Below are 26,410 nucleotides of genomic sequence, written 5' to 3'. Positions count from 1 at the left end.
CAAAGATACTTTAATTAAAACTTATCGGCTTTTATTCGGATAAGTTAAGTAATTAAAATCAATTACTTTAATTAATTTTAACTATTAGTTTATAAATCTAACAGATGTATTGGAATTTTTCAGGTTATTTAGGTAAAAAGAGTCATTTTTCTATAAATAGATTTTTTGTTTTAAGTTCCATTAACGTCATCCCGTTACCCCATACACAGCCTGTGTCTAAAGCATGAACATGGTTAACCCCTGTTTTACCCTCAAGTGATGCCCAGTGACCAAAAACAATCTCATTCTTAAGTATGGAAATGTTAGGGTGCATAAACCAAGGTGTTAACATTTTGCTATCTGCTATTGCGCCTTTTGCATTAAGGTCAAGCATATTATTGCGGGTTAAAAAACGCATTCGGGTAAAGTAATTGACTATGTATCTAAATTTTTCATAGTCATTAAGTGTTGTTGACCACGTTTTAGGGTGAGGAGAGTACATATGCTCAAAAAAGTTTTTTGCATTCTTTGATTGATAGCAATCTTGAGCAAATTGTGCGTGTTGCAATGCCTCTTCAATTGACCAATCAGGGTTTAAGCCTGCATGGGAGATAAAGCAATTATGTGTTTTTAAATATAAAGCGAGTGGTTGGGTTTGTAAAAAAGAGATATAACGCTTAAGTAAGCTGCTTTTAAAAATAGGGGCTAATTTATCTTTTGGGTTAGTCGTCTTATTTAAAAAGTAGCAAGCAATCATGTGTAAGTCATGATTACCCAGTGTGATGGTCATGCTATCTTGATGTTGATAGATGAAATCAAGACAAGCAAGTGAATCTGGACCACGGGCAACAATGTCACCCACTAAATATAGGTGATCTTTACTTGGATTAAAATCAACCCGTTGTAACAAGGTGCTGAATTCTTTGAAGCACCCTTGTAAATCACCTATTGCATAATCGGCCATGTAGCGTTTTTACTAATGCAAAATATTAGGGCAAGCTAAACGAAATACATTAATAGGCGCTTCAAACTCTGCACCAAACTCGTTGCGTAGCGTGTAGTGGCCTTGCATTGTACCTACTGGAGTGTCGAGGATAGCACCACTGGTGTATTTGTAACTTTCACCTGGGCCAATTGTTGGGGTTTCGCCAACAACGCCTTCGCCTTCAACTTCAACTTCTTTGCCGTTTGCGTCTGTAATTAACCAATAACGGTGCAATAGCTTAGCACTGCATAAGCTATGATTTTTTATTGTTACAGAGTAAGCAAATACGTACTTTTCGATTTCAGGCTGCGATTGACCTTCAACATAAAATGTTTCTACAGACACCTTTACAGGCGACCCAATGTTACTGCTCTTTGTCATAAATCCAGTTAGCTATATCGATAAATTGTTGTAGAGACAAGCTTTCAGCGCGTAATGTAGCATCAATACCTATGCTTGCCATTTCATCAGCTGTTAGTAAGTTGCCAAGACTGTTTCGTAATGTTTTACGACGTTGATTAAACGCTTCTAAACAGACGGTGTTGAGTATTTTTACGCTTTTGGCTGTACGTTGCTCTGGCTTTTTTGGTATTAAGCGAATAACTGCAGAGTCAACCTTCGGGGCAGGCTTAAAGCACTCTGGTGGCACTTCAATTACAGGCATTGCATTACAGTAGTACTGAGTCATTACACTTAAACGACCAAATGTTTTACTGCCAGGACCTGCAACCATGCGCTTTACAACTTCTTTTTGAAGCATAAAGTGCATGTGCTCAATGTTATCGGCAAACTCAAAAAGATGAAATAACAATGGCGTGGAGATGTTGTAAGGTAAATTACCAAACACTTTTAACTTTTTGTCGTCTTTAACTAAGCTTGCAAAGTCGTACTTCATTGCATCGCCTTGGTTTACCGTTAATTTTGGCCCTAAAAATGGGTGTTCAATTAAGCGTTTCGCAAGGTCTTTATCTAGCTCTACAACTGTTAGGTGTCCGCTAAGTTCAGCCACAGGTTCGGTGATCGCACCTAGGCCTGGGCCTATTTCTACTAAATTATCTTCTGGTTTAGGATCGATTGCTGAAACTATTTTATCGATGATCATTTCATCAAATAGAAAGTTTTGTCCAAAACGTTTTCGGGCGCGGTGTCCTAAGTGTACTTTATCGGTCATTGATTCTGTGCTTTTTCATGGGCGAGCTTGATTGCTTCGCGGATCGCTAATTCAAAACTTCCAACATCGGCGGTACCTGTACCAGCTAAATCTAGCGCTGTACCGTGGTCAACTGAAGTGCGAATAAAAGGTAAACCCAGCGTGATATTCACCGATTTACCAAATCCTTTGTATTTTAGCACAGGTAAACCCTGATCGTGATACATAGCAAGTACGGCATCGGCTTCTGAAAGGTATTTATCCTGAAATAATGTATCGGCAGGTAGTGGACCAATTAAATTCATCCCTTGGCTTCTTAAAATATCAAGGGTAGGGGTAATTGTGTCTATTTCCTCACGGCCCAAGTGACCATCTTCACCAGCGTGCGGATTTAACCCACAGACTAATATACGTGGCTTTTCAATACCAAACTTAGTTCGTAAGTCGTGATCTAATATAGTGGCAACCTTGGTAAGGCGGTCTTCGGTGATTGCACGCGATACATAAGCCAGCGGGATATGTGTTGTCACAAGTGCAACACGAAGTCCTTCAGTGGCTAATAACATGACAACATCTGCGGTGTTTGATTGTTGTGCAAAATATTCTGTGTGGCCACTGAACGAAATGCCGGCTTTATTTATAATGCCTTTATGAACAGGGCCTGTAACTACAGCGTCAAACGTGCCATCCATGTTTTTTTCGCTTGCGATACGCAAGGTGTCTAACACATATTGGCCATTAGCATCGTTAAGTACGCCTAGCTCTACATCATCACCTAAATTGACTTGATAAATATACACGCTGCCTGCGGGTGTTGCTTTAGCAGGAGCGTTTTCATCAAACTCAATGAGGTTTATAGGTAGACCTAACAGCTTCGCTCGTTCTTTTAATAGTTTGGCATCAGCAAGCACAACAAGTTGTGCGTCCCACGCTTGCTGAGCAAGCGTAATAAGCAAATCTGGACCAATACCGGCAGGTTCACCTGGTGTAATTGCTATTCTTAAGGTCATATTTATTCGTCTGTAGGGAAAATTTCAACATGGGCTTGTTCGCGCATTTCTTGCTGCCAGTTGAAGCTTTCTTCTTTAAATTTACGGTTAAATAGCATGCCATGTGCGCGGTTACGTTTTGCTAACTCAGTTTTATCAGCAACACGTTTGTCGAGTAGCTGTACTATATGCCAACCAAACTGGGTTCTAAAAGGCTCGCTAATCTCGTTTTGTTTGAGCGATAGTAATGTATCTCTAAACGCAGGAACATAGGTAGTTGGATCAGTCCAATCATATTCACCGCCTTTAAGTGCAGAGCCTGGATCTTCAGAGTATTCTTTGGCGAGCTCGCCAAAATCAGCGTTGCCAGCACGTAGGTCTTTAGCAAAACCAGCAAGCATATTACGTGCTTTTTCTTCGCTTAAAATAATTGAAGGTTCAATAAGTATGTGGCGTGAGCGCACTTCTGTTGTTTCAACTACTTGTAGGCCACGCACATCTTGAACTTTAATAATATGAAAGCCAGCACCTGAGCGAAGTGGCCCTACGATAGCATCTTTCTTTTTACTCTTTACAGCTTCAGCGAAAAGAGAAGGCATCTCATTTATACCCATCCAACCTAATTGACCGCCTTCAAGTGCTTTTGAGCCGCTTGATGATGAAATTGCAATGCGTTTAAATTCTTGGCCGTCGTTAAGTAATTCAATAACTTTATCAGCACGTGTTTTAGCCGCTGATATTTCATCTGCTGTTGCTTCGTTAGGAATATCGATCAGGATGTGGCCAATATCATACTCTTCCGCACTTTGACCTTGGCTAGCCATTATTTTTAATAAATTATCGACTTCTTGCTCACTAATATAAATGCGGCGGTCAACGTTTGCACGGGTAACTTGTTGTGTTGTGATCTCTTTACGTATTTCTTCACGGTATGCTTGAAAGCTATCGCCAGATGCTTCAACCGTACGTCGTAAATCGCTAATTGTACCGCCTTGCTCTTTTGCAATGTTAGCAAGCGTTTGATCTAATTGGCTGTCAGAAATTTGTAAACCCATGCGCTCAGCCATTTGCATCATCAGTGCTTGGCTAACTAAACGTTCCATGGCTTGCACACGTAAAGTTTCGTCTTTAGGTAATTGTTGACCTTGTTCTTGGGCTTGCTTTTTTACGCGATCAACAATGGAGTTTACTTCGCTTTGTAAAATAACACCTTGGTTTACAATGCCAACAACTTTGTCAATTTCTACTGGTTCAGCAAATGCATTTTGGCACAGGCTGATACTTAAAACGGTTGATACTAATAATTTTTTTAAAGTCATGTTCTATTTACTACTCTTGCTAATAGTACGTTTGTGATACTAGTTATTAAGAAAATACGGTCTACGATAGCCAAAAATACCTTGTTGTAATAGTTTTTGTGCATCATAGCGGCTTTTACTTCCCAGTCCTTTTAGTACAAAATTAAAACTAATACCTGAATCAAAGGTGGCTTGCTCTGTACCTATTGACTGATTTAAATCAGTTTCGATTTGGCGGTGACCAGTAATTTGAAACGCCCAACAGCACGATTCATACTGCAATCCACTTAATATTTCGACACTTCGGTTGTTTTCAAGGTCGCGATGATAGCTTGCAATAAACTGCCATTCGTCACTTATTGGAATACTTGTAAACACACCTGTTTGCTCGATTGTATTTCCTGAGACATCATTTGCATAGCGATGGTTCAATTGCACTAGCTGATTATTATCACCTTTGTAATCTAAAGTGGCATTTGATTGAATCATTTGTTTGCTATCAGTGTTGTACTGTATACCCGCAGAAAAATACCAACGACGATGCCAATGTACCATGGTTTGCGCTGCAAATAATGCATTGTAATTGGTATCTGAGTTTAAGCTTTGCTCGGTTGGCTTGGCATCATCAGATAAATAAAATATTTGTCCGGCACTAAAGTTAAAAATCTCTTCTTGTTTTTTATCAAATAAGCGCGTTGTTGCACCGAGCGTAAACTGGTTTGCAGCAGCTATTCTATCAACACCAGAAAAGCGTGTGTCTCTGAATAAGCCGTAATAATCGTCTTGTAATTTGGTTGTATCGTATAAACCAATATCAGACTGATCCTTATTAGGCGTATATAAATACTGTATTTGCGGTTCTAGTGTTTGAATACCGTCTTGGACAAGGTAGGAAGTATCGCGCTCAAAATTAAGCTGTGAATATAAACGTACTTTTGGCAAAGTACGCGATACGCTCTGCTTAAACTGTGTGCCAGATAGGTCACCTTGTTGATCGTAATTTGTTTGTAATAAGCTTACTTCAGATAAAAATGACCATGCGTATTGGTCGTAATCAAACCGTGCTTTTGGCTCAATATGAACTCGAGTTGCTTGATCAATAATTGCAGAGCTGTTGGTAAAATGGCTCAACTCACCAGACACGCTAAAATCAAAATGATCAAATTTCCATGGTGCTGTTTGTGTGAAATTAATTTGTGGTATAGCAGTGTACGACTCTAAGTGATCACCCAGTACCTCAAAGTTTTGAACTTTTATATCGGTCCGCCATGTGTCTCCTAAATGAGTCAGTACGCCGGTACGATAAAGTTGGGTGTCGGTTTTACTCGCATAATTAGATTCTAAATCAGTAATGTAGTTATCGTCGCTTACATTGGTAACGTCAACACTTGCTCGCCAATTTTCGTTTAAGTAACTTTTTTGCTGCCAATGAAACATGTAGCGCTCACCAAGCGCTGGCTCTGAGTCGTCTTTGTTTAGGTATTCTATACCCACTAGGCCTTCATGTTGCTTGGTTAAATATCTAAGCTCTGTTTTTAATTGCAAACCCTTGTTAGCCATATAACGCGGCGTGATGGTGGCATCTAAGTTAGGCGCAATATTCCAATAATAAGGAGTAATGGTTTCTAAGCCATACTTGTCTGAACTTGAGATACTAGGCGTGAGTAATCCCGATTTACGGCGCTCGTCTAATGGAAAAGTAAAATAAGGTAAATACAAAACAGGGGTATTTAAAATTCGAAGTATGGCGTTGTGAGTTTCGCCCCAACCTTCTTCGCGAGATAAATTAATCTCGTCGGCTTCAATTTCCCAAGCTGGGGTTTCGCCCGGACAAGCAGTAAAGCTTGCATTCATCAGTACTAAGCCAGAATCATTTATAGTGAGCTTTTCAGCACCGCCTTTACCTTGTTGTTCTGTTAGCTTGTAATCAGCACCTAACAGGCTAATTTCTGAATTATTTAAATCGGCATTTAACCCTGAGCTATTTACGTTACTAACAGTATCGCGATATACAATAGGACCTGTGGCATTAAGTAAACCACGTTGCTTGTCTATCAATGCAGTTTGTGCGGACAAACTCATATTAACGGTGTTAATATCAACATTGCCGGTAAATTCGGCGCTTTGAGTACCAAGGAGTTCTACATCATCAGCTTTAATGTCAACATTACCGAGTTTTACGCCAGGTAGCGGTTGCCAAGCTCTGGTTTGCATTGAAGTGCCACAAAGTTTGTGTGTCAGTTCAGTTTCGGCAAGCGATGGTGCGCTAACTACGCTTAGCATCAAAATGCCCCAGGTTTTGCTCATTTATTGACCCTAATACTGTGTGTATAAATATAATTTATACATAATAAAGGAAAATAATGGCAAATACAGTAATTGACCTAATTAACTTAGTTAAAAATAGATATCTTATAAAATGACACGCTTTGATAATTTACAACACTTCATAACGACCCACTTTGGCAAACAGCCAGATAAACTTGAGGCGATAACCGGAGATGCGAGTTTTAGGCGGTATTTTCGCTTAACAATTAATAATCAGCACTTTATTGTAATGGACTCCGATCCACAAAAGGTCAATAACGCACCGTACTTATCTTTGAATCAAGTTTTTACTGACCAGGGTTTTTTGTTACCGCATATTATTAAAAGTGATGAACAACAAGGCTTTTTTATTTTAACTGATTTAGGCTGCTCACACTTAGCCGACATGCTTAATGATGCAAATAGAACCGACTACTACACACAGTTAATAAGTTTATCAGCCAAGTGGGCACAAACGCCTGAGGCTTCAGATATGCAGGCCTATGGTAAAGACTTTATAGCGCTTGAATTATCGATATTCAGCCAATGGTTAGTAAAAGAGTTTATTGCAGAACGCGTTGATACAAAACAACTTATAATGTGGGAGTCGAGCTGTGATCTACTCACTCAAACCATGCTTGAACAACCCACGGTAACTGTACATCGCGACTACCACAGCCGTAATATTATGCACAGCGACTCTCAGTGGGCAATAATTGATTACCAAGACACCGTACGCGGGCCACTTTGTTACGATTTAGTTTCGTTGTTACGCGATTGCTATTTTAAGCTCCCTAATAATGAACTCGCTCAGTTACTAGTATTTGGATATAACGAGTTTAAACGCGAAGGCTTAGTCACTAACACGTCGTTTGAACAATTTAAAGTTTGGTTTGACTTAACGGGTTTACAGCGTCATTTAAAAGCCGCCGGTATATTTTGTCGCCTGTATTTGCGTGACGGTAAGACAGGTTATTTAGCTAATATTTTGCCTACCCTTGAATATATTGTAGATGTTGCTGAACGCTATCCTGAACTTAATGCACTCAGTGAATGGGTTAAAAATACGATAGTGCCAAAAGTGACTAAAAGATTAGAGCAGGTAAATTTATGAAAGCCATGATTTTAGCCGCAGGGCGTGGGCAGCGCATGATGCCGCTCACTCAAGCTATGCCTAAACCTATGCTTAAAGTGCAAAATAAACCACTCATAGAGCACCATGTTAATAACTTAAAGGCTGCTGGCATTACCGACATAGTGATAAACCTTGCATGGCAGGGTGATAAAATTAAAGCGTACTTTAAAGATGGCAGTCAATTTGGTGTAAATATTGTTTATAGCCAAGAAGTTGAAGGCGGCCTTGAAACCGCGGGTGGTATTATTCAGGCACTTCCTTTATTGGGAGAGTCGTTTATTGTGATAAATGGCGACGTATTTACCGATTACGATGTAAGCTCGCTTATGCAATTACATTTGCAACCAGGTGAGGCACATTTGGTGCTTATTGAAAATCCCCCACATAATCTTGATGGGGATTTTACATTGAGCCACTTATCGCCAGATAGTCAAAAATATACGTTTTCGGGTATTGGCCGTTATCAGGCTGACTTTTTTAATGGTTTAGAGCCGGGCATTCGTCCGCTTGGGCCGTTATTACGAGAAAAATTAAGTAAGCATTTAGTGTCTACCGAGCTTTATATTGGTAATTGGGATGACATAGGCACACCAGCGCGTTTAACGGCATTAAATGAGCGCTTGGCGTAAGCCGACACATAATTAATAGGAGTAGTCGTTTACATGTGGGGAAAAATACTCGGATTTTGTTTTGGTTTTATGTTTGGCAAAATTTTTGGTGCTATTTTAGGGTTATACCTTGGTCATTTATTTGATAAAAGCTTAAAAAATAATTTTGATAAGGCGGGTGGTTTTTCAAGTTTATTTAATGGTGATGATGTCCACGAGCGCCAAGCGCTATTCTTTTCAAACTGTTTTGCAGTGATGGGGCATATTGCAAAGTCTAATGGCCGAGTAAGCGAGGTACACATTAAAGCCGCTAGCTTATTTATGGACGAAATGGGGTTGAAAGGCGAAGAACGCCGTGAAGCACAGCATGCTTTTCAAGCGGGTAAACAAAGCGACTTTTCATTAAAAGAAACCGTCTATGATTTTAAAGAACGCTTTGCTAAGCGTCATGACTTACTGCAATTATTTTTAGAAATACAAATTCAAATGGCGTTTTCTGATGGCATTTTAGCTGAGCGAGAAAAGCAGTTATTAAGTGAAGTAAGCAAGCAGTTAGGTATTTCTAAAACTCATTTTGCGTTTGTACTTAAACGCTATCAAGCTGAATTTAACTTTAGAAAACAGCAACAGCGTTACCAACAGCAGCAAGGGCAAAGTAGCAGTTATAAAGAAGGCTCAGGGCACCATGTACCCCCCAACAATAATATGAATCGTGCGCAAGCGCTTGGGCTTTTAGGACTTAACGATGGGGCAACCGAGCGGGAAGTAAAAGTAGCGTACCGAAAGTTAATGGCGCAACATCACCCTGATAAATTAGTATCGCAAGGTTTACCAAAACATATGATGGAATTGGCGGTTAAAAAAAGCCAAGACATTCAAGCAGCCTATGAGTATTTAAAAAAGGCGGCGTAAAAAGCCGTCTATTTCTTTTGTTAGCCGAGCATGTTGTTGAGGTTGATCACGAAGCCCAAATAACTGGCGCTGGCGGTAGTCAAACTTAGCGTTTCGGTTAACCCAGCGCTGGCGATTTTTTAAGTTAATTAAAATATCACGGTTGTCGCTGGCGTAATAAATATCTAAAAATGCAGGCGTAACAAGAGACGTTGTTTGGCTTAAGCTTTTATTGCGCTTTGCATTGGGCAGATAGCTACTTACACTAATAAACGCATCAATACGCTCCTGTGGAAAGTCTGCATAGTACTCAGTTAAAACCCCTGCGCTGGTGCCTTGCGCAATTACAACGATATTAGTGGGTTCTTGCATCGCGGTTTGGTAAAGCGCTTTGTAGCGAGCAAGTAAATTTAGTTTGTAGTTATCGAGTATTTCGTCGCTGATGGTTTCAATGGCATCCACATGATGAGGCGCTTCATTTTTACTTGAAGCATCAGGCTGCTCTGATTCACTGTTGGCTTGACTCTCTGTTTCAGTGGCGGCACTTGGTGCTGTTTCTGCAGCAGGCTCAGCTATTTTACTCGCTTGCCAATCAATATCAGGGGTGGTCATCGCATAGGTGGTGTAGCCTAAATTGTTAAGCTCTTTGCGTAAGTAACTCATTCCAGCATTGTTGGTAGGGGTTGATTGCCAATCGGGAATAAGTAATACAATCCCTCTAAAATCAGCGCTCATGTATTCACTACGTAAACTTAAAAATTCAGTTTCACCTGCTAGCATTGTTTTTACTTCGTCGGTAGGTAAAAGGCGTTTAATATCGCTATTTTCAATACTTGATAAAGAAGGCGGGGCAATATGTTCTGCAGCCGTTGTACAGAGTGCTAAAAGGGCTACACAGCTAAATGCCATGTAACACAGAACCTTTTTAAATAATTGCAAAAACACCATAACACGCTCAACCAGTCGTCATTAGTTAGGTATCGGCATGCTTGTTTAAAAGTTTAATTTTTCCTAAGTAATTGAGCCCATTAAAACTCGGGCTCTGCTTCAAAGGTCATTACTTGTTCGGTTACCGGGTGTTTTAGTTGCAACATTTGTGCATGGAGTTGTAAACGCGGTGCGGCTGCAAGCGCCTCTTTATGAGCATAGAGTCGGTCACCTAAAATAGGGTGGCCAAGGCTTAGCATGTGTACGCGCAATTGATGTGAACGCCCCGTAATTGGAGTGAGCTCTACGCGTGTGGCGTTTTCTTCTCGTTCAAGTACTTTGAAATGAGTGAGTGATGGCTTGCCATTTTCATGATCTACCATTTGCTTTGGGCGATTAGGCCAGTCGCAAATAAGAGGTAAATCAACCGAGCCATTGTTTTGTTCAAGCTTACCAAAAACGCGAGCTATATAACGCTTAGCGGTTTCGCGATCTTGAAATTGCATGCTTAAATGTCGGTGTGCAGCTTTATTCATAGCAAGGCAGAGTATGCCAGACGTTGCCATATCAAGACGATGAACAATTCGTGCGGTTGGAAACACGCGATTAACGCGGTTAATTAAGCTGTCGGCATGCTTAGGATCTTTACCCGGTACGGTCAATAATTCGCTGGGTTTATTAACAATGAGCAAGTCGTCGTCTTGAAAAAGTATGGTTAAATACGGGTTCATTGGGGGATTGTAATTAACTAACACGGCCGACCTTAATGATTTTGAAGGACGCTATTTTAGGGTAGCAAGGGCAAAGGCTCAAGGAAAACATTGATAGCCTGTACGAAGGCTTCTAATTTATATACTTTTTTGAATATAAAAAAGCGCGGTATAAATACCACGCTTTACTTAGCTGCTGTTGTTTGCAATTTTTACTAACAACTAAAAGCTCAAAACCTTAGTGAGAAACCACGATTAAGCGAATTGCATCTAGTTGTAACTGCGCCTTTTCAATGTGTGCAGTTAGCTCGGTGCGTTGCTTATCGTAAAAGGTAATTTCTTCTTGGCGAATATTAGGGTTAATTTGCTTAAGCGCGCTTAATCGCTCTTGCTCTTCGCTAAGAGACGTTTGCATTTTAGCTAGCGACTGTGAACGAATAACCTCGAGTTTTTCTTGTGCCATGTCTTTTGCAGTTGTGATCATAGGGTGAATTGCGCTTTGTAGCGCACCCGCGAGTTTACTTGCTGTTTGACGACCAACGGCTGAAAGCTGTTGGTTAAACCCGTCAAATGCGACGTTTTCGCCTAAGTTATTACTGGCTTTATCAAGCAATATACGAATAGGCGTTGGCGGTAAAAAGCGACCCACTTGTAATGCTTTAGGCGCCATTGCTTCGGCTACAAAAATTAGCTCAACAAAAAAGGTGCCCGCAGGGAGTTTTTTGTTTTTGAGTAAAGCAACCGATGCGCTACCAAAGTCATCATCACAAATCATATCCATCGTGCCTTGCACCATTGGATGATCCCAACTGATAAAATGTACATCTTCTTGTGAAAGTGCAGTATCACGGTCAAAGGTCACTGTCATGCCGTCATCTTTAAGCGATGGAAATGACGCACTTAACATATGCTCTGTAGGCTTTAATATAATTGTATTTTCGCCTTTGTCTTCTTGGCTTACACCAAAGGTGTCGAACACGTTAATCATGTAGCTGGGCAGCTCAAACTGGTTGTCGAGCTTTTCAATATCAGCAACTAATGAGTCGGCGGCGCCTTGTCCCGATGAGTGCAGTTCTAATAAACGATCTCGTCCACTTTCCATTTTTTTACGTAGCACAGTATTTTGCTGAGCTACTTGCTCAAGGAGTGGGTCAAGTTCGTCTTCATCACAGTTATGGGCTGAAATAAACTCGAGTAAGTCATCACGAAATTCTTTATACAATAGCTGGCCAGTCGTTGATGTGGTTTCAAACGCATCAAGGCCTTCGTTGTACCAACGTAGTAACACTTCTTGTGCCGTGTTTTCAAAGTATGGCACGTGAATGTTTACATCTTGTGTTTGCCCTATACGGTCTAATCGGCCGATACGTTGCTCTAGTAAATCTGGGTTTAATGGTAAATCAAATAACACTAAGTGATGTGAGAACTGAAAGTTACGACCTTCGGAGCCAATTTCTGAACACAATAATATTTGCGCGTTATCGTATTCGTCTGCAAAAAAGGCGGCCGCGCGGTCACGCTCTATAATCGACATACCTTCGTGAAAAACCGAAGCTTTAATCGCTTCACGTTCACGCAGTATTTGTTCAAGGCTAATAGCCGTTTCGGCCTTGGCACAAATAAGGAGTACTTTTTCGTGTTTAAGCGTTTTAAGTGTTTCAATTAACCAATCTACGCGAGGGTCAAAGGCGCCCCAGCTTGCGCTTTCACCTTCAAACTCTTGGAATATTTTTTCAGGAAAAAGAGCACGATGCGCGCTCAGCTCAGCGTTTTGAATACCACTCATGTTACCTAATACCGACATGGCCGTTTTGTATTGCTTTGGTAATGCCATTGGATAGGCATGCAATTTACGACTTGGGTAGCCATCAATGCCACTGCGGCTATTTCTGAACAATATACGCCCTGTACCGTGTCTGTCGAGTAGCATGTTAAGTATTTCTTTACGCGCAGGTAAATCACCTTGCTGTGCTTTTTCAAGAATGACGGTAATGTCGGTTTCTTTTAATAGCTCAATTAGCGTTGTTTTTGCATTGTCGTCAAGAGCTTGCTCTTGCAATAACTGATTTGCCGCTTGCGCTACATCTTTGTAATTGGCTTCTTCTTCTTTGAATACGTCGTAGTCGTAAAAACGGTCTGGGTCGAGCAATTGTAAGCGAGCAAAGTGACTGCTATGGCCTAGTTGATCAGGCGTTGCTGTAAGTAAAATAAGGCCCGGAATATCTTGGCTTAGCTCAGCCATACGTTGATATTCAGTACTTGGTTTACCGTTATTAATGCTTAAGTGGTGCGCTTCATCAACAACTAATAGATCCCAATCAGCCAATGTTGCTTGTTCAAACCAGCGCTTTTTCTTGGTTAAAAACTCAAGGCTAGTAAGGACTAGCTGCTCTGTATCAAATACATTTGGCGAGTCGGCAAAGGCTTCGTCGCAACGCTCTTCATCAAAAATAGAAAAACGTAAGTTAAAGCGGCGTAGCATTTCGACTAACCACTGGTGCTGAAGGTTTTCAGGTACAACAATAAGTACACGGCTGGCGCGACCACTAATAATTTGCTGATGCAGTATCATGCCTGCTTCAATGGTTTTACCTAAGCCTACTTCGTCAGATAATAATACGCGTGGTGCAAAACGTTTACCCACTTCTTGGGCAATGTAAAGCTGATGCGGAATAAGGTTAGCGCGTTGACCAATCAATCCTTTTATAGGTGATTGCTCGCGTTCAAATTTATGTTGCCATGTTTGGTAACGAAGCGTGTAACGATCAAAACGGTCTACTTGGCCGGCAAATAAACGGTCTTGTGGCTTATTAAATTTTATAAAATGATCTAAAAAGGTTTCTTTTAACTTTGCTTCTTCGCCGTTATCAACACGGGTGCCCACATAGCAAAGTAACTCGCCTTGTACTTCAATAGATTCGACTTCTAATTCCCATTCTTCAACGCTTTTGATCACATCGCCTGGATTAAATGCCACACGGGTAACGGGTGCTTCTGCTGTAGAGTAAACACGGTTTTCACCACTGGCTGGAAATAATATGCTGACCTGGCGGCCTTCAATGGCAACAACGGTGCCTAATCCTAAATCTGACTCTGTATCACTGATCCAACGCTGACCTAAGGAAAAATTCATGTATGTCTCGTCTATGATGAAAAGGGCGGCTATGTTACCTGTAAGCTAACACCACTGCAAGGCGCTATTTAGCTCACTTTTAATTAATTTTATAAGTGTTAATTATAAAGAATAAAACCGCCATTTTTTAACCTATTAAAAAGGTAAATAAAAACTAAATTCAGGTTGTAATAAAACGGACTTTTATGACAAATAGACTAAACTTTCAATATGCCTTGGCAATTAAGTATTGCTGGTTTTGATTTTTGCCCGTTTTACTTAGTTATTTTGGTATAGCATAAAAATCATAAAACGTAAGGAAAGTGCTATGGAAAAAGCTTCGAACCTTGAAAGTAAAATGTATGTGCTAGACACCAACGTACTCCTCCACGAGCCCCTCGCTTATTTGTCTTTTCAAGAACATAACGTGGTTATTCCGATGACCGTACTTGAAGAGCTTGATCATATTAAAGATAGAAAACACGATGTAAGCCGCGATGCCCGCGTTGCAATTCGTGGTTTAGATGAGGTACTCAAAAACGCAACCCCTGAACAAATGCTACAAGGTGTAGCCTTACCCAGTAATAAAAAAGCGAAGTCGAGCTCTGCCGGTACGCTCATTATTGTTAACGACCATTTATTCGCAGACTCAATTTCGGGTTTGCCAGGCAATGAAAACGATCATCGAATTATTAACTGTGCTGTATATTTACAAAAGCAGCATAGCGATTCAAAAGTAATATTGGTTACCAAAGATATAAACATGCGCTTAAAAGCTAAAGGCGCAGGGCTTAAATATGTAGAGGATTACCGAACAGATCAGCTTATTGATGATATTAATTTGCTCACTAGCGGTTATAAAAAAGTAGAGGGTGATTTTTGGGGACATGTAGGGCAATGCAATACAGAGCAGCACGGGCGAGATACATTTCATCATGTGCCTAAAAATTTAATACCCGATGTATTTTGTAATGAGTATTTACTTGACGAGAGTAATCACTTTGCGGCCAGGGTAAAGTCGTTTGATGATAAGCACATTACCATAAAAGATATTAGTGTTGAGCGGTTAATGCATCATCATGCATGGGGCGTTAAGCCCAAAAACATTTATCAGGGGATGGCGCTTGATGCATTACTTGATACTAGCATTGAACTGGTGATTTTAACGGGCCCCGCTGGATGTGGGAAAACGTTATTAGCGCTTGCCTGTGCACTTGAGTTGGTTATAGAAAAAGGTATTTACGATAAAGTGCTTGTGACCCGAAATACCCCTGAAATTGCAGAGTCTATTGGTTTTTTACCCGGTACGGAAGAGGAAAAAATGGCGCCGTGGCTCGCTGCTATTACCGATACGCTAGAAGTACTCCATAAAGGTGACGAGAACCCAATATCGAGCCGAAATTACATCATGGAAAAGGCCAATGTACAGTTTAAGTCGGTTAATTTTATGCGTGGGCGCAGTATTCAAAATGCGGTGGTAATTTTAGATGAAAGCCAAAATTTAACAGCGTCTCAACTTAAAACAATTATTACTCGATGCGGAGAAGGCACCAAGCTCATTTGCACCGGTAATTTAGCGCAAATAGACAGTAATTATTTAACGCCAGTCACATCAGGTTTAACCTACATAGTGGAGCGTTTTAAAAACTTTGAAGGCAGTGCAACTATAAATCTTAATGGTGTTGTAAGGAGTCGGTTGGCTTCATTTGCAGAAGAAAATTTATAACTTGCGCTTAACTATTTGGCTCGATAGTCTAATGATTGATTTTCGGGCCAAATGGCAGACTGCACGTTGAATTTTTTACCTCTCAAACATTATTATCGCTCTTTAATTGTTGCCCTGTTGGTGCCTTTAATCGTTGCTTTTTTACTGTGTTTACATCTTTACAATATCAAGCTTGAGCGCACAGTAGAAAAACGTGACGCTGATTTTCTTAATATATCCGCCCAAATAAATCATGGCATGCAATCAATCAGTGATTTAATGGCTAATATGCTTAACTTATACGAGCAGCCTGCACTGAGTCTTGCTAATCGTAATTTATTTGAAGGTATTAATCAGTATGAAGGTTATTACTATCGTCATTTTACTCAACAAGGCACCGAGATTGTAGGTAAAGGGGATTTTAATCTTTCACCAAATGAACTTTCAAAGTGGCAACAGTTAGTTAAATTAGGTCCTTCGTTTAATACAACTCTGGCACTTATGCAGTCGCTTAGCGCCGTTGCGTATGTTGATGAAAATGGCGCTGCATTTGTAGCGAGGCGTAATAAGAGCAAGAGTTTATTACTAACAGAGATTCTTGAAGGGCGATTTAAACCAGACTTTTCAGGCAGCCTTTTATCTTCAAGCCCGATTGTAAATATAGACGGGAAGGCTTACTACTCAATCGGACGCCAGCGAGAACTTGGCTCGCGTGATTATATTATTGTTATTTACGATGTGGAGGTTATTTCTGCCTGGCTAAAAAAAGTTACGCCAAATCAGGGAGAATATATATTTGTTAATCGGTTTGATCAGGTTGTTGCAAGCACAAAAAATGCAATAGCTGAGGGGATCACACTTAAAGAATACTGGCCTGAAATGGCGGCATCACAACAAAAATTAACGGTGTTAACCAGTGGCACAAACTTTTTTATGCAGCCAAAAAGCAACCTCCCAATACATGCTGCATTTTATGAGTCTAAATCCGGTTTTGTAAATCTTATTCGGTATGAAATTTTACTCGAGTTTACATTTTTAACGCTGTTTCTAAGTTTAATGTTTTGTGTGTTCTTTTGGTTAAGTCAGCGCATATTTTTAAAACCTATGACACATCTCATGCATTACTTAGAGCAAAGTAATAGCGATAACAGCAAAGAGTCTAATTATCAAATCCCTATTAATTGGCAGCCATGGTTCACTAAAATAAAACTAGTATTTGCTAAAAACAGACAACTAGTCGATTCGCTGCAAGATGTAAACCGAGAGCTTGACGAAAAGCTGCAATTGCAATCAGAAAAACTAACACGCAGTTATCAAGCTAAAGAGCGACATTTAGCTTTACTAAACACAATGTTAAACAGTGTTCCTGATTTTATATATTTTAAGAATATTGATGGGTCTTTTTTAGGGTGTAACAAGGCGTTCGAAGCGTACATTGGGTGCGATCAAAGCGCGCTAGTGGGTAGGCGTATACAAGATATAACTGACGAATACGAACAAATAAGTATTCTTGAAAAACAGGTTTTACAAAACCGCAGTAATGTTCAGCAACGCGTTGATACAGATGATAAGTCTTACCAACTGACGATTGCCCCTTTTTACAATGAGCAGCAGCACTTGTTAGGCACAATGGGGATCGGTAGAGACATAACAGAACAGCAGCAAACTTTACATGCACTAAAAGCGTCTGAGTCTAAATTTAGAAGTGCTATTGAATTTGCTGCAAACGGTGTTGTGCTTCTTTCGCTTGATCAGACTATATTGCAAGTAAACAAAGCAGCAAGAAAACTATTTACTGAGCAAGATGTGTTGGTAGGTGAGCAACTTAAACTGCTATTTGATGATAGTCAGTGGCAAGAAATTAAAACAAGACTAGCTCAGCTGCTTGATGATAAGAAAGAGGTTTATCATTTAACATTAGCACGAGGAAATTTGACTAGCTGGCTTCAACTCAGTGTATCGCTCGTGTGGGATGAAAAGCGAGATCCTTCGTATTATGTTATCCACTTACAAGATGTGAGTGCATTAACTAAAGCTAAGCATAATGCTGAGCGCGCAACCCTTGCTAAAAGTCGCTTTATTGCTAACTTAAGTCATGAAATACGTACCCCTTTGAATGCGGTGTTAGGTTTGCTTGACATGCTTATAGAGCAAGGGCTTACGCAAAGACAAATTCAGCAAACAGATCAAGCTAAGCAAGCTGCGCAAAGTTTACTCTTAATGCTCAACCGCATGCTCGATTTTGCCAGAGTTGAAAGCGCACAGGCTGAGTTAAAACTAGCCCCATTTACGGTTGTGGAACTTGTTGATATTTGCGATAGCTTAACAGGGCCCTTGTGTGAGCAAAAAGGGGTTGAATTTATTATTGATGTTGACCCTTTAATCGCACCTAGTTTGATTTGCGATAGCATAAGACTACAGCAGGTGTTGGGTAATTTATTAACTAATGCTGTTAAGTTTACTCACAATGGCAGTATTACCTTAAAAATGGAGCTAATTGAGGGAGATAGTACCGAGCAAGCGATCTGTTTTAGTGTAAAAGATACTGGCAGCGGGATTAATGAGGCTGACCAATTACGTTTATTCGATGCCTTTACACAAGGCGATGAATCATCAACACGCGCCCATCAAGGTGTAGGGTTAGGGTTGGCTATTGTAAAACATGCTGTATCGCTCATGGGCGGCGAGATAGCCGTAAACAGTGAGAAAGGCCATGGTTGTGAGTTTTATTTCAGCATTAGTTTACAGGTAGACGATACAAAAAATCAGCTGTTGCCTGTTGATGCTCTGGCTATTATATCCCAGCGAAGCCGAGCTTTAAAACGCGCTGTAGCAGCCTATTCAGAGTTGACCAGTATTGATTTAGATGAAGCATTGAATTACCCAATCAAACTTTCGGGATATAATCAGCTTATTGTTGATGAAGCTGATTTACCTGAGCTATTAAGTGTAAAAGCAATATATGACTCGCTTACTTCACACACTGTATCGGCCATTATCGTTAATCATCAGCTAACCTTTAGTTCATCTATGAGTAAAGGCTTATTAGCGCAGCATGTTAAAGCATCTGCACTTGGGCAGCGATTATTTGATTTAAGTAGTGGTTTTGCATTAAAGCAAATTGCAAGTGACGCTAATATACAGGCACAGCAACCGAGTAGAGAGGTGTCAGGTTTACTGATCTTGGCAATTGATGATAATAAACTAAACTTAGAAATTATAAGTAGTGTTTTAGAAAAAGCTAATGTAAATGTTGTAACCTCAACCAATGCATCTGATGGTATGGAGCTGCTACAAGTTTTAAAACCAGATCTGATTTTAATGGATGTGCAAATGCCGCATATAGATGGTTGCCAAGCTACTACGTTGATTCGTCAACAGTTTGACGATAAGCAATTGCCTATATTTGCATTGACAGCGCATTGTGAACCTGCGGATATAGAGCGTTCGTTAAAATGCGGTATGAATAAACATTTAACAAAGCCCGTTGTAGCAAAAGTACTACTTGATGCTATTGCAGATATGCAGATCACTAAAACGGTATTTTTTGATAGGGCATTTGCCTTAGCTCAATTTAGTGCTGATGAGGCGTTACTTAATACTATGATTGATAAATTTTCTAGCCTATGTGAGACCCAATTACAACAAATTGACGAATGTACCGTTAAAGGTGAATTGGTACGTTTAGTGCATAGTATCAAAGGAGTATCGGGTAACTTGGGTTTTAAGCGGTTATCGTCTTGTGCGCTTCAGTGCGAACAAAGTCTTAAAGCAACCAATGACCCTGAAGATCAAATCATAAAAGAGCTTATTATGCAGTTGAAGCAGGTTATTGTATTTATTAGAGGTTTGGAGGCGGTGGATGTCAAAAAAAGCTAAAGTGCTTGTAGTTGACGACGATCCACTTAACAGGTTAGTGCTTGAAAAAACGTTGTGTGAAGAGCATGACGTGTTTTTAGCTAAAAGTGCAGAAGAGGCACTTGCTTTTGTAAGAACTACACAGTTTGATTTGATTCTGCTTGATATTGTAATGCCCGTTATGAACGGCTTTGAGCTTATTGTTAAGTTAAAAGAAAATCCTATTACCCAGGCTATTCCAGTTATTTTTATTTCTGCTAATCAAGAGCATGCTGATGAATCAAAAGGATTAGAGCTAGGCGCGATGGACTATATTACTAAGCCATTCAGCGCTTCTATTGTTAGAGTGCGAGTACGAAATCAATTACTGATAAAACAAAAAAACGATTTACTTGAAATGTTAGCGTCCATAGATGGATTAACCGAAATACCCAACAGACGCTACCTTGATGAAAATTTGTCTCGAGAGTGGCGAAGAAGTAAACGAGGGGGCTCAGTGCTATCTGTACTGCTAATGGATATAGATTACTTCAAACGATACAACGACACATATGGTCACAGAGCCGGTGATGAATGTTTAAAAAAAGTAGCACAATCTTTATTGGCACAATGTAAACGTGGAAGTGACTTTATTGCCCGCTACGGTGGGGAAGAGTTTGCGGCTATTTTACCTGATGTATCTAAAGAGGAAGCAATTGCGTTTGCAAATAAGCTTAGAAGCGCTGTAAACAAATTAAATATAGAGCACAAAACATCGTTAAATGCACAATGCATAACTATCAGTATTGGCGTTGCAACCATGGAAAATGGCCGCTCAACCTCAGAGCATTCATTATTAGAAGAAGCTGACTTAGGGTTGTATGAAGCAAAAGAGGCTGGCCGTAATAGAGTGGTCGCTCACTAATAAAATAGGCCAGTAACGTTACTGGCCTTTTTGTATTTTAGTGGCTAACCATATTTAATGCGCTGTCACCAATACCGACAAGTTTATCGTTTTTGAATACAAGTGGCGTACACTCATCTTTAGTCATTTTACCATCAGAATGAATGCTATGAGTTGCATAAAATAAAACTTGATACACATCATCCCCTTTTTTTAGTAACTCGGTAAAATTAGGGGTTTTAAGTGTTGTTAATACCGACTGGTAGCTGCTATCCATTTTTAATTCAGAAATCGCTTCGCGATTATTTTTGTGCTTAGTTTGCCAGCTAGTTGAGTCATTACCTGCCCAGTGCGTTTCTGCTTCACCATCAGATACGGCGATAACACAACCCGTTAAAAATGGAGTAATAAGTGCCGCTGCTAGTAGAGATTTATTCATTTTTGTATGTACCTTAATCATTTTTACTTAATTATTAATGATAGTAACGCAAAGTATACGCCAAGTTTAAATTTTATTTATAATCAATTGCTTACGTTGTGTGGGGTATTTCGTTAATTTTAAAAAATAAAAAAATTAGTAAAAACAGCCACTTTTTAGTTTATTTAACCCAAGCAATGATTAAGGTATTTACTATTCAGAGCTCAGGTTACTTCGCTAATGCGAGTATTAAACTAAGCGGCTACGAGACTCCCCTTGTTTGAATGCTTTAATATTTAAACTTACCTCTTTAACTAATCGCACAATTGATTCGGTGCTTGCCCACGCAATATGCGGCGTTAGCAATAGGTTACTCCTTTTATAATTTGCCAGTGGATTTGAAAGCTCAGCAGGCTCTTTTGTTAATACATCAACGCCTGCGCCAGCAATTATATTTTGCTCTAGTGCACTGGTTAAATCCGCCTCATTAATAATACCGCCTCGAGCTGTGTTTATTATGATGCAGCTTGGTTTCATGACTTTAAATTCGTTTATGGTAATTAAATTGCGCGTTTCTTCTGTTAACGGACAGTGCACACTAATTATGTCTGCGGTTTTTATGGCTTCGTCAAAAGGCGTTCTGCCATCGCGGCATGGTGCGCCTTTGCGCTCAGACATAACTACATTTGCACCAAAAGCCTCGGCTACATTTGCAACAGCGTGTCCTAGTGTACCACCGCCTATGATTGTTAGTGTTTTGCCTTGTAAATCATTAAAACTGTAGTCAAGACGGCAAAACATTTCACTTTTCTGCCAAGCACCTTGCTGACAATCAGCTTGATATCGGTGTGTATTACCTAGCAGGTTTGTGATTAAAGAGAAGGTATGTTGAACAACCGAAGGTGTTGAATAACCTGCAACGTTTGTAACTGCAATGCCGTGATCTTTTGCAGCCTCTAGATCAACATTATTAGTTCCCGTAGCACTCACGCATATTAGTTTTAGATTTTTTAGTTGGCTAATTGTTTCGCGGTTTAACACGACCTTATTGGTAATTAAAATATCAGCCCCTTGGCTATGCTCAACAACTTGCTCTGGGCTAGTAAGTTCGTAGGTTTTAAGGCTCCCTAGTTGCTCTAAACAGGCAAGTGATGTATTTGCTAATGTGGCGTTATCGAGAACAGTAATTTTCATGATGTGTCCTAATTAAATAAAATAAATTTTAATACTTGACCTTGGTGTGTGCTCTAAGGTTTATAGTTGGCATCAGTTGAGAATATACTCATTGGAGAAACAAATGAAAATAGGTGAGTTTGCAAATCAGTTAGGTGTCTCAACAGATACCCTAAGATACTATGAAAAACACAATTTGTTAACGCCATCAAGTCGAACCGAGGCAGGTTATCGCGATTATGATAAGGCAGCTCTCAAACAAATGAAGTTTATTTTGCGTGCTAAAAATGTTGGTTTTAGCCTGTTAGAGATCAGAGAGTTACTGCAAATTAAATTTAAAAAACACCAGCATTCGTGCCGTGAAGTGAAAGATTTAACGATACAAAAACGCGATCTAGTTGCAGAGCGTATTGCTGAGCTAACACGTTTTCATCAATCGCTATCGATACTGGCAGATAAGTGCTGTGGTGGACAAGAACCCGCTTATAACTGTTCAATATTAACAACCTTGGAGGACATCGATGGACTTACTTAATAATTTTTGGCAGTTATTTTTATTATCTGCCCCTTGGTTAATGCTTGGTTTGCTGATTGCTGGGTTATTAAATGTATATTTACCGGCAAATTTTTTAAATAAACATTTAGGTAAAGAAGGCTTTTTGACCACAGTGAAAGCGGCTTTAATTGGTGCGCCAATGCCTTTGTGTTCATGTGGTGTTATTCCTGCTGCAATAGGATTGAGACGCGCCGGTGCTTCAAAAGGTGCCACTACTGCGTTTTTAGTGTCGACGCCTGAAACAGGGGTTGATTCTGTTTCAGTATCGTATGTGTTATTAGGTCCGTTTATGTCTATTATTCGTCCCATAGCTGCTATCTGCAGTGCTATTGTTGCAGGTGTGTTAGTTGGGCGAGATACCGATAGGCTGCAGACTAAGCCAGTCGCAGATGCTCAAACAAAAACCAGTTGTTGTGCGTCTAAAACGGCGGAGCCTAAAGTTCAAACCAGTTGTGGTGATAAACCAAACAAGGCATTACAAAGTCAATGGCAGAAAGTACAACAAGCGATAAGTTTTAGCTGCAATAAACTTCTGTCGGATACCATGGTCTGGTTAATGATTGGTTTATTCTTTGCCGCGTTGGTACAGACCTATGTTCCAGAGTCATTTTTAACACAGTGGGGCAGTGGCATTGTTGCCATGCTTGTGGTGATTTTGATCAGTATACCCATGTATATTTGTGCCACTGCTTCTACGCCTATTGCTGCAGGCTTGTTATTGAGTGGAGTATCGCCTGGAGCGGTGTTAGTGTTTATGCTCGCAGGGCCGGCAACAAATATTGCTACGTTAGGTGTTGTAGCTAATGAGCTTGGCAAGCGTGCTGTATTCGCTTATTTGACAGGGGTTATTGGGGTTGCATTGATTTTTGGGTTTTTAACGGATTATTTAGTAACTGAGTTTGGCTTTGTTGTTTCCCCGCAACTTGGTGAAGAGCATCAGGTGCTGCCATATTGGCTAAGCTTTATTTGTGGTGTAATTTTAATCGCACTTATTCTGCGTTTAGTTGTCATAGCATTACAAGCAAAGCGAAAGGTAACTGGTAAGAGCATTACTTAATTGTTTGTTATATATATACTTTTAAGAGTGCTTATTAGTTTTTATAAAAATGCAATAGCCTGACTTAGTTCGCATTTCAGTTTGCCTGAGTTATACTCAAACCAATAAAACAAACGGTACGTATTTTACGTGCCGTTTTTTAACTTTATAGATGCAGTAATGAGTGAATTAGAAGACAAGTACGCAGACATAAGACCTTACAACGACAATGAGGTTAACGCATCATTAGCGCGTTTAATGAGTGATGATGCATTTATAGATGTCATTGCTAAGTATAATCTACCGCGCTTTCTATCAGCAGTGCCATTTATTGCCCGCCCATTGGTAAGAAGCCAACTACGCAAAAAGTGGGGAAAAGTAACGAGCGTTGAAGATGTTCAAAATGAAGTTGCTACGTATTTAGATAAACTTATAAAACGCACCACGTCAAAAGTCACCTTTTCAGGTTTAGATAAATTAGATCCTAATCAAGCTTATTTATTTGTTTCTAACCACCGCGATATAGTGCTTGATCCTGCGCTTGTTAACTGGGGGTTATACCAACATAAAATGAAAACGGTACGAATAGCTATTGGCGATAATTTACTGCAAATACCCTACATAACAGAGCTGATGCGTTTAAATAAAAGCTTTATTGTTAAGCGCTCAGCTAAAGCTCCTAAAGAAATGCTAAAAGCCCTTACGCAATTGTCATCGTATATTTATGACTCACTAATGGGCGGGCACTCAATTTGGATTGCACAAAAAGAAGGGCGCGCTAAAGATGGCTTTGATCAAACCGATCCTGCATTACTAAAAATGTTACAACTTAATGGCCGTAAGCAAAAGAAAGAGTTTGGTGAATACATTAAAGAGTTAAAAGTTGTGCCTGTGTCTATTTCTTATCAATATGAGCCATGTGCTATAGCAAAAGCTAAAGAGCTTTATCATAAGCAACAACATGGTGAATATGTTAAGTCGGTGGGTGAAGATATTTTAAGCATTGTTGAGGGCTTTAGTACGGCAAAGGGCCATGTTCATTTAGCTTTTGGGCAGCCTATTGAGTCACAATGCGATAGCGCCGAGGAACTTGCTAACACTATTGACCAGCAAATAATAGATTCATTTTACTTACACCCAGGCAATTATATTGCTGGTGGTTGTAAAGAGTCGGTAATTAACTCTCCAGATACGGCAACATTTGAACAACGTATTGCGCAGGTACCTGAAGAGCTTAAGCCACTTGTATTGGCTATGTATGCAAAACCATTTCATCGTAAAGCACAAATAAATGTTAAAAGCCCTGAATCGCTTTAGCATTAAGTATATAAAGTAAAAAGTAGCAATAGTATTGCTACTTTTTTTTTGTTTAAAAATAACGCTATACTGCAAGTATGACCTTAACTAAGCGGTGTATGCTATGCAACAAATTGAAATATTTGATATTCCAAGTCCTTGTAAAAGTATTTGCTTAGTTAACAATAGAGGGTATTGCAAAGGGTGTTACCGTAGTCGTGACGAGCGATTTTTATGGAACTCTTTAACCAATGCACAAAAGAAAAAAGTGCTGAGCCTATGTCAGCAACGCTACAAGCGATATCTTCTCAAAAAACAGCAAGCTGAAAGTGCAACTAACACGGCAAAGCAGCACGGATTCGATTTTTAATCATACATATTGTATTTAGCTTTAAGCGCATAAGCCGTGCCATTGTTATGAAGTTTATTGAGTGCCGCTTCTAAGCCTTCAATTAGGTGCGCATTTTGTTTGTTTAAGTAATGATAAACAGGTGTTACACGTAGTGTCTCTTTTTGGTAGCAAACATCAGGATGCTGGATTGGTAGACTGTCAGATGCAAAATCGAGTAGCAATATACCTTTTACTTTTTCTTGAGTAAGCAGGTTTAGTTGCGTACTTATATTTTTTACTTCAATTACATTACCATCAAATTGCGTATTTTTTATGTACTGTGCTTGTATGGGGCAATCAGCTAAAATAGCGACGTTATCGAGCCGGTTTAATATGCTTTGCTGGCAGTTTTTATACAGTATTAATTTAAACTTGAACAATGGGTAGTTAACAGGCAGCAAATTAGGAAAATCTACCTCTATACTGTTGTCTCGACCCAACTGTCCGTCTAGTGTGCCATTATTAGCAGCGCGAAGAGCATTTTGGGGATTAAAATCGATAAGGTGTATTTCGTAGCCTATGTCCTTGTAGGCGAGTGTAAGAAGCTCAAGAACATAATTTGCTTGCGGTACGTTATCAGGACGGTTAAATGTGAGCGTGTTTTGATTGCTAAAACATGCCGTGCTCAACATAAAACACGTTAATAGAAACAATACACTAAAGCGGCTTTGCATTATCATTTCCAATTACTGCTGAGATAAATTAATAAGAGGCGTATAATAGCAAGGTGCTTGCTTTTTGCCCAGCACTGCAAGCTATGTATTACACCCTAAGTCATATAAAGAATGAGGAAATCCTGTGAGTTTTAACCTATGTTTATTACCACGTGAAGATAAGTACCAGATCCAGCTCGACTATGAAGCCTCATTTTGGGCATACCAAATTAAGCGTAATAAAAAAACACGCGAGCAAGTTTATAATACAATCCATAGCCGTCCAGTAGCAGAGCAAACGATATTAAAACAAAAATTTGAGCAATATTTGGCACTAATGCTTAGTTAAA

23 protein-coding genes are annotated in these 26,410 nt (G+C 39.7%); 11 read left to right on the top strand and 12 right to left on the bottom strand.

Annotated elements, in window-relative coordinates:
• Positions 1-142 precede the first annotated feature (142 nt).
• The 6 genes from PMAN_RS12460 to lptD are packed head-to-tail and all read right to left on the bottom strand — an operon-like array spanning position 143 to position 6,708.
• Positions 143-943: a symmetrical bis(5'-nucleosyl)-tetraphosphatase gene (locus tag PMAN_RS12460; RefSeq protein ID WP_010556603.1), complete on the bottom strand. Its 801-nt coding sequence runs from the start codon at positions 941-943 to the stop codon at positions 143-145.
• Positions 944-955: 12 nt separating this feature from the next.
• Complete coding sequence (gene apaG, locus PMAN_RS12455) at positions 956-1,345, bottom strand: Co2+/Mg2+ efflux protein ApaG (RefSeq protein ID WP_006793227.1); 390 nt, start codon at positions 1,343-1,345, stop codon at positions 956-958.
• Positions 1,329-2,135: a 16S rRNA (adenine(1518)-N(6)/adenine(1519)-N(6))-dimethyltransferase RsmA gene (gene rsmA / locus PMAN_RS12450; RefSeq protein WP_010556602.1), complete on the bottom strand. Its 807-nt coding sequence runs from the start codon at positions 2,133-2,135 to the stop codon at positions 1,329-1,331. The genes apaG and rsmA overlap by 17 nt, the downstream gene beginning before the upstream one ends.
• Positions 2,132-3,124, bottom strand: coding sequence for a 4-hydroxythreonine-4-phosphate dehydrogenase PdxA (gene pdxA, locus PMAN_RS12445; protein WP_010556601.1), 993 nt, complete (start codon positions 3,122-3,124; stop codon positions 2,132-2,134). Before pdxA ends, rsmA begins: the two co-directional genes overlap by 4 nt.
• A gap of 2 nt (positions 3,125-3,126) precedes the next feature.
• Positions 3,127-4,422, bottom strand: coding sequence for a peptidylprolyl isomerase SurA (surA, locus tag PMAN_RS12440; RefSeq protein ID WP_008131826.1), 1,296 nt, complete (start codon positions 4,420-4,422; stop codon positions 3,127-3,129).
• 39 nt (positions 4,423-4,461) lie between these two features.
• Entirely contained in the window at positions 4,462-6,708 is a 2,247-nt protein-coding gene (gene lptD, locus PMAN_RS12435; protein WP_010556600.1) for an LPS assembly protein LptD, read from the bottom strand.
• Between the two features lie 112 nt (positions 6,709-6,820).
• On the opposite strand from lptD, the gene PMAN_RS12430 reads away from it, so the two are divergent.
• From PMAN_RS12430 to djlA, 3 genes are read left to right on the top strand one after another with little or no spacing between them, the layout of a single operon-like run.
• Positions 6,821-7,822 (top strand): aminoglycoside phosphotransferase family protein, encoded by a 1,002-nt coding sequence (locus PMAN_RS12430; RefSeq protein ID WP_010556599.1) that lies wholly within the window; start codon positions 6,821-6,823, stop codon positions 7,820-7,822.
• Positions 7,819-8,472 (top strand): N-acetylmuramate alpha-1-phosphate uridylyltransferase MurU, encoded by a 654-nt coding sequence (gene murU, locus PMAN_RS12425; RefSeq protein WP_010556598.1) that lies wholly within the window; start codon positions 7,819-7,821, stop codon positions 8,470-8,472. The genes PMAN_RS12430 and murU overlap by 4 nt, the downstream gene beginning before the upstream one ends.
• A gap of 33 nt (positions 8,473-8,505) precedes the next feature.
• Positions 8,506-9,363 (top strand): co-chaperone DjlA, encoded by an 858-nt coding sequence (gene djlA, locus PMAN_RS12420; RefSeq protein ID WP_010556597.1) that lies wholly within the window; start codon positions 8,506-8,508, stop codon positions 9,361-9,363.
• Here the strand turns inward: djlA and PMAN_RS12415 are convergent.
• From PMAN_RS12415 to rapA, 3 genes are all read right to left on the bottom strand, one after another.
• The gene (locus PMAN_RS12415; RefSeq protein WP_010556596.1) at positions 9,346-10,251 is read right to left on the bottom strand and encodes a DUF3530 family protein; all 906 of its coding nucleotides are present in this window, start codon (positions 10,249-10,251) and stop codon (positions 9,346-9,348) included. The two genes, djlA and PMAN_RS12415, sit on opposite strands and share 18 nt — an antisense overlap.
• Before the next feature lie 119 nt (positions 10,252-10,370).
• Positions 10,371-11,024, bottom strand: coding sequence for a bifunctional tRNA pseudouridine(32) synthase/23S rRNA pseudouridine(746) synthase RluA (gene rluA / locus PMAN_RS12410; protein WP_010556595.1), 654 nt, complete (start codon positions 11,022-11,024; stop codon positions 10,371-10,373).
• 193 nt (positions 11,025-11,217) lie between these two features.
• Positions 11,218-14,112, bottom strand: coding sequence for an RNA polymerase-associated protein RapA (rapA, locus tag PMAN_RS12405; protein ID WP_006793217.1), 2,895 nt, complete (start codon positions 14,110-14,112; stop codon positions 11,218-11,220).
• A 307-nt stretch (positions 14,113-14,419) separates the two neighbouring features.
• Between rapA and PMAN_RS12400 the strand changes: the two genes are divergently transcribed.
• From PMAN_RS12400 to PMAN_RS12390, 3 genes are all read left to right on the top strand, one after another.
• A complete protein-coding gene (locus PMAN_RS12400) occupies positions 14,420-15,817 on the top strand; it encodes a PhoH family protein (protein WP_010556594.1) in 1,398 nt (465 codons plus the stop codon).
• 66 nt (positions 15,818-15,883) lie between these two features.
• Positions 15,884-19,675 carry a PAS domain-containing hybrid sensor histidine kinase/response regulator gene (locus PMAN_RS12395; RefSeq protein WP_010556593.1) on the top strand — a complete coding sequence of 1,264 codons (3,792 nt, stop codon included), beginning with the start codon at positions 15,884-15,886 and terminating at the stop codon, positions 19,673-19,675.
• A complete protein-coding gene (locus PMAN_RS12390) occupies positions 19,659-20,558 on the top strand; it encodes a diguanylate cyclase (RefSeq protein WP_010556592.1) in 900 nt (299 codons plus the stop codon). Before PMAN_RS12395 ends, PMAN_RS12390 begins: the two co-directional genes overlap by 17 nt.
• Before the next feature lie 37 nt (positions 20,559-20,595).
• On the opposite strand, the gene PMAN_RS12385 is transcribed toward PMAN_RS12390, so the two are convergent.
• Both PMAN_RS12385 and PMAN_RS12380 read right to left on the bottom strand, forming a co-directional pair.
• Positions 20,596-20,976, bottom strand: a complete 381-nt coding sequence (locus PMAN_RS12385; RefSeq protein ID WP_006793212.1) for a DUF3192 domain-containing protein — start codon at positions 20,974-20,976, stop codon at positions 20,596-20,598.
• Positions 20,977-21,204: 228 nt separating this feature from the next.
• Positions 21,205-22,149, bottom strand: a complete 945-nt coding sequence (locus tag PMAN_RS12380; protein WP_010556591.1) for a D-2-hydroxyacid dehydrogenase — start codon at positions 22,147-22,149, stop codon at positions 21,205-21,207.
• A 103-nt stretch (positions 22,150-22,252) separates the two neighbouring features.
• Between PMAN_RS12380 and zntR the strand changes: the two genes are divergently transcribed.
• The 4 genes from zntR (at position 22,253) to PMAN_RS12360 (ending at position 25,386) form a co-directional block, all read left to right on the top strand.
• Complete coding sequence (gene zntR, locus PMAN_RS12375; RefSeq protein WP_006793210.1) at positions 22,253-22,663, top strand: Zn(2+)-responsive transcriptional regulator; 411 nt, start codon at positions 22,253-22,255, stop codon at positions 22,661-22,663.
• A complete protein-coding gene (locus tag PMAN_RS12370; protein ID WP_010556590.1) occupies positions 22,650-23,741 on the top strand; it encodes an SO_0444 family Cu/Zn efflux transporter in 1,092 nt (363 codons plus the stop codon). The genes zntR and PMAN_RS12370 overlap by 14 nt, the downstream gene beginning before the upstream one ends.
• Before the next feature lie 159 nt (positions 23,742-23,900).
• Positions 23,901-25,037, top strand: coding sequence for a 1-acyl-sn-glycerol-3-phosphate acyltransferase (locus PMAN_RS12365; RefSeq protein WP_033019396.1), 1,137 nt, complete (start codon positions 23,901-23,903; stop codon positions 25,035-25,037).
• 103 nt (positions 25,038-25,140) lie between these two features.
• Positions 25,141-25,386: a DUF1289 domain-containing protein gene (locus PMAN_RS12360; RefSeq protein WP_010556589.1), complete on the top strand. Its 246-nt coding sequence runs from the start codon at positions 25,141-25,143 to the stop codon at positions 25,384-25,386.
• Here the strand turns inward: PMAN_RS12360 and PMAN_RS12355 are convergent.
• The gene (locus tag PMAN_RS12355; protein ID WP_010556588.1) at positions 25,383-26,081 is read right to left on the bottom strand and encodes a transporter substrate-binding domain-containing protein; all 699 of its coding nucleotides are present in this window, start codon (positions 26,079-26,081) and stop codon (positions 25,383-25,385) included. The two genes, PMAN_RS12360 and PMAN_RS12355, sit on opposite strands and share 4 nt — an antisense overlap.
• Positions 26,082-26,205: 124 nt before the next feature.
• Between PMAN_RS12355 and PMAN_RS12350 the strand changes: the two genes are divergently transcribed.
• The gene (locus tag PMAN_RS12350; protein WP_010556587.1) at positions 26,206-26,409 is read left to right on the top strand and encodes a DUF3283 family protein; all 204 of its coding nucleotides are present in this window, start codon (positions 26,206-26,208) and stop codon (positions 26,407-26,409) included.
• Position 26,410 lies beyond the last annotated feature (1 nt).

Source organism: Pseudoalteromonas marina, from assembly GCF_000238335.3.
Lineage (GTDB): Bacteria > Pseudomonadota > Gammaproteobacteria > Enterobacterales > Alteromonadaceae > Pseudoalteromonas > Pseudoalteromonas marina.
The sequence above is the reverse complement of the archived record's forward strand: the minus strand, read 5'-3'. Positions and strand labels throughout refer to the sequence as shown.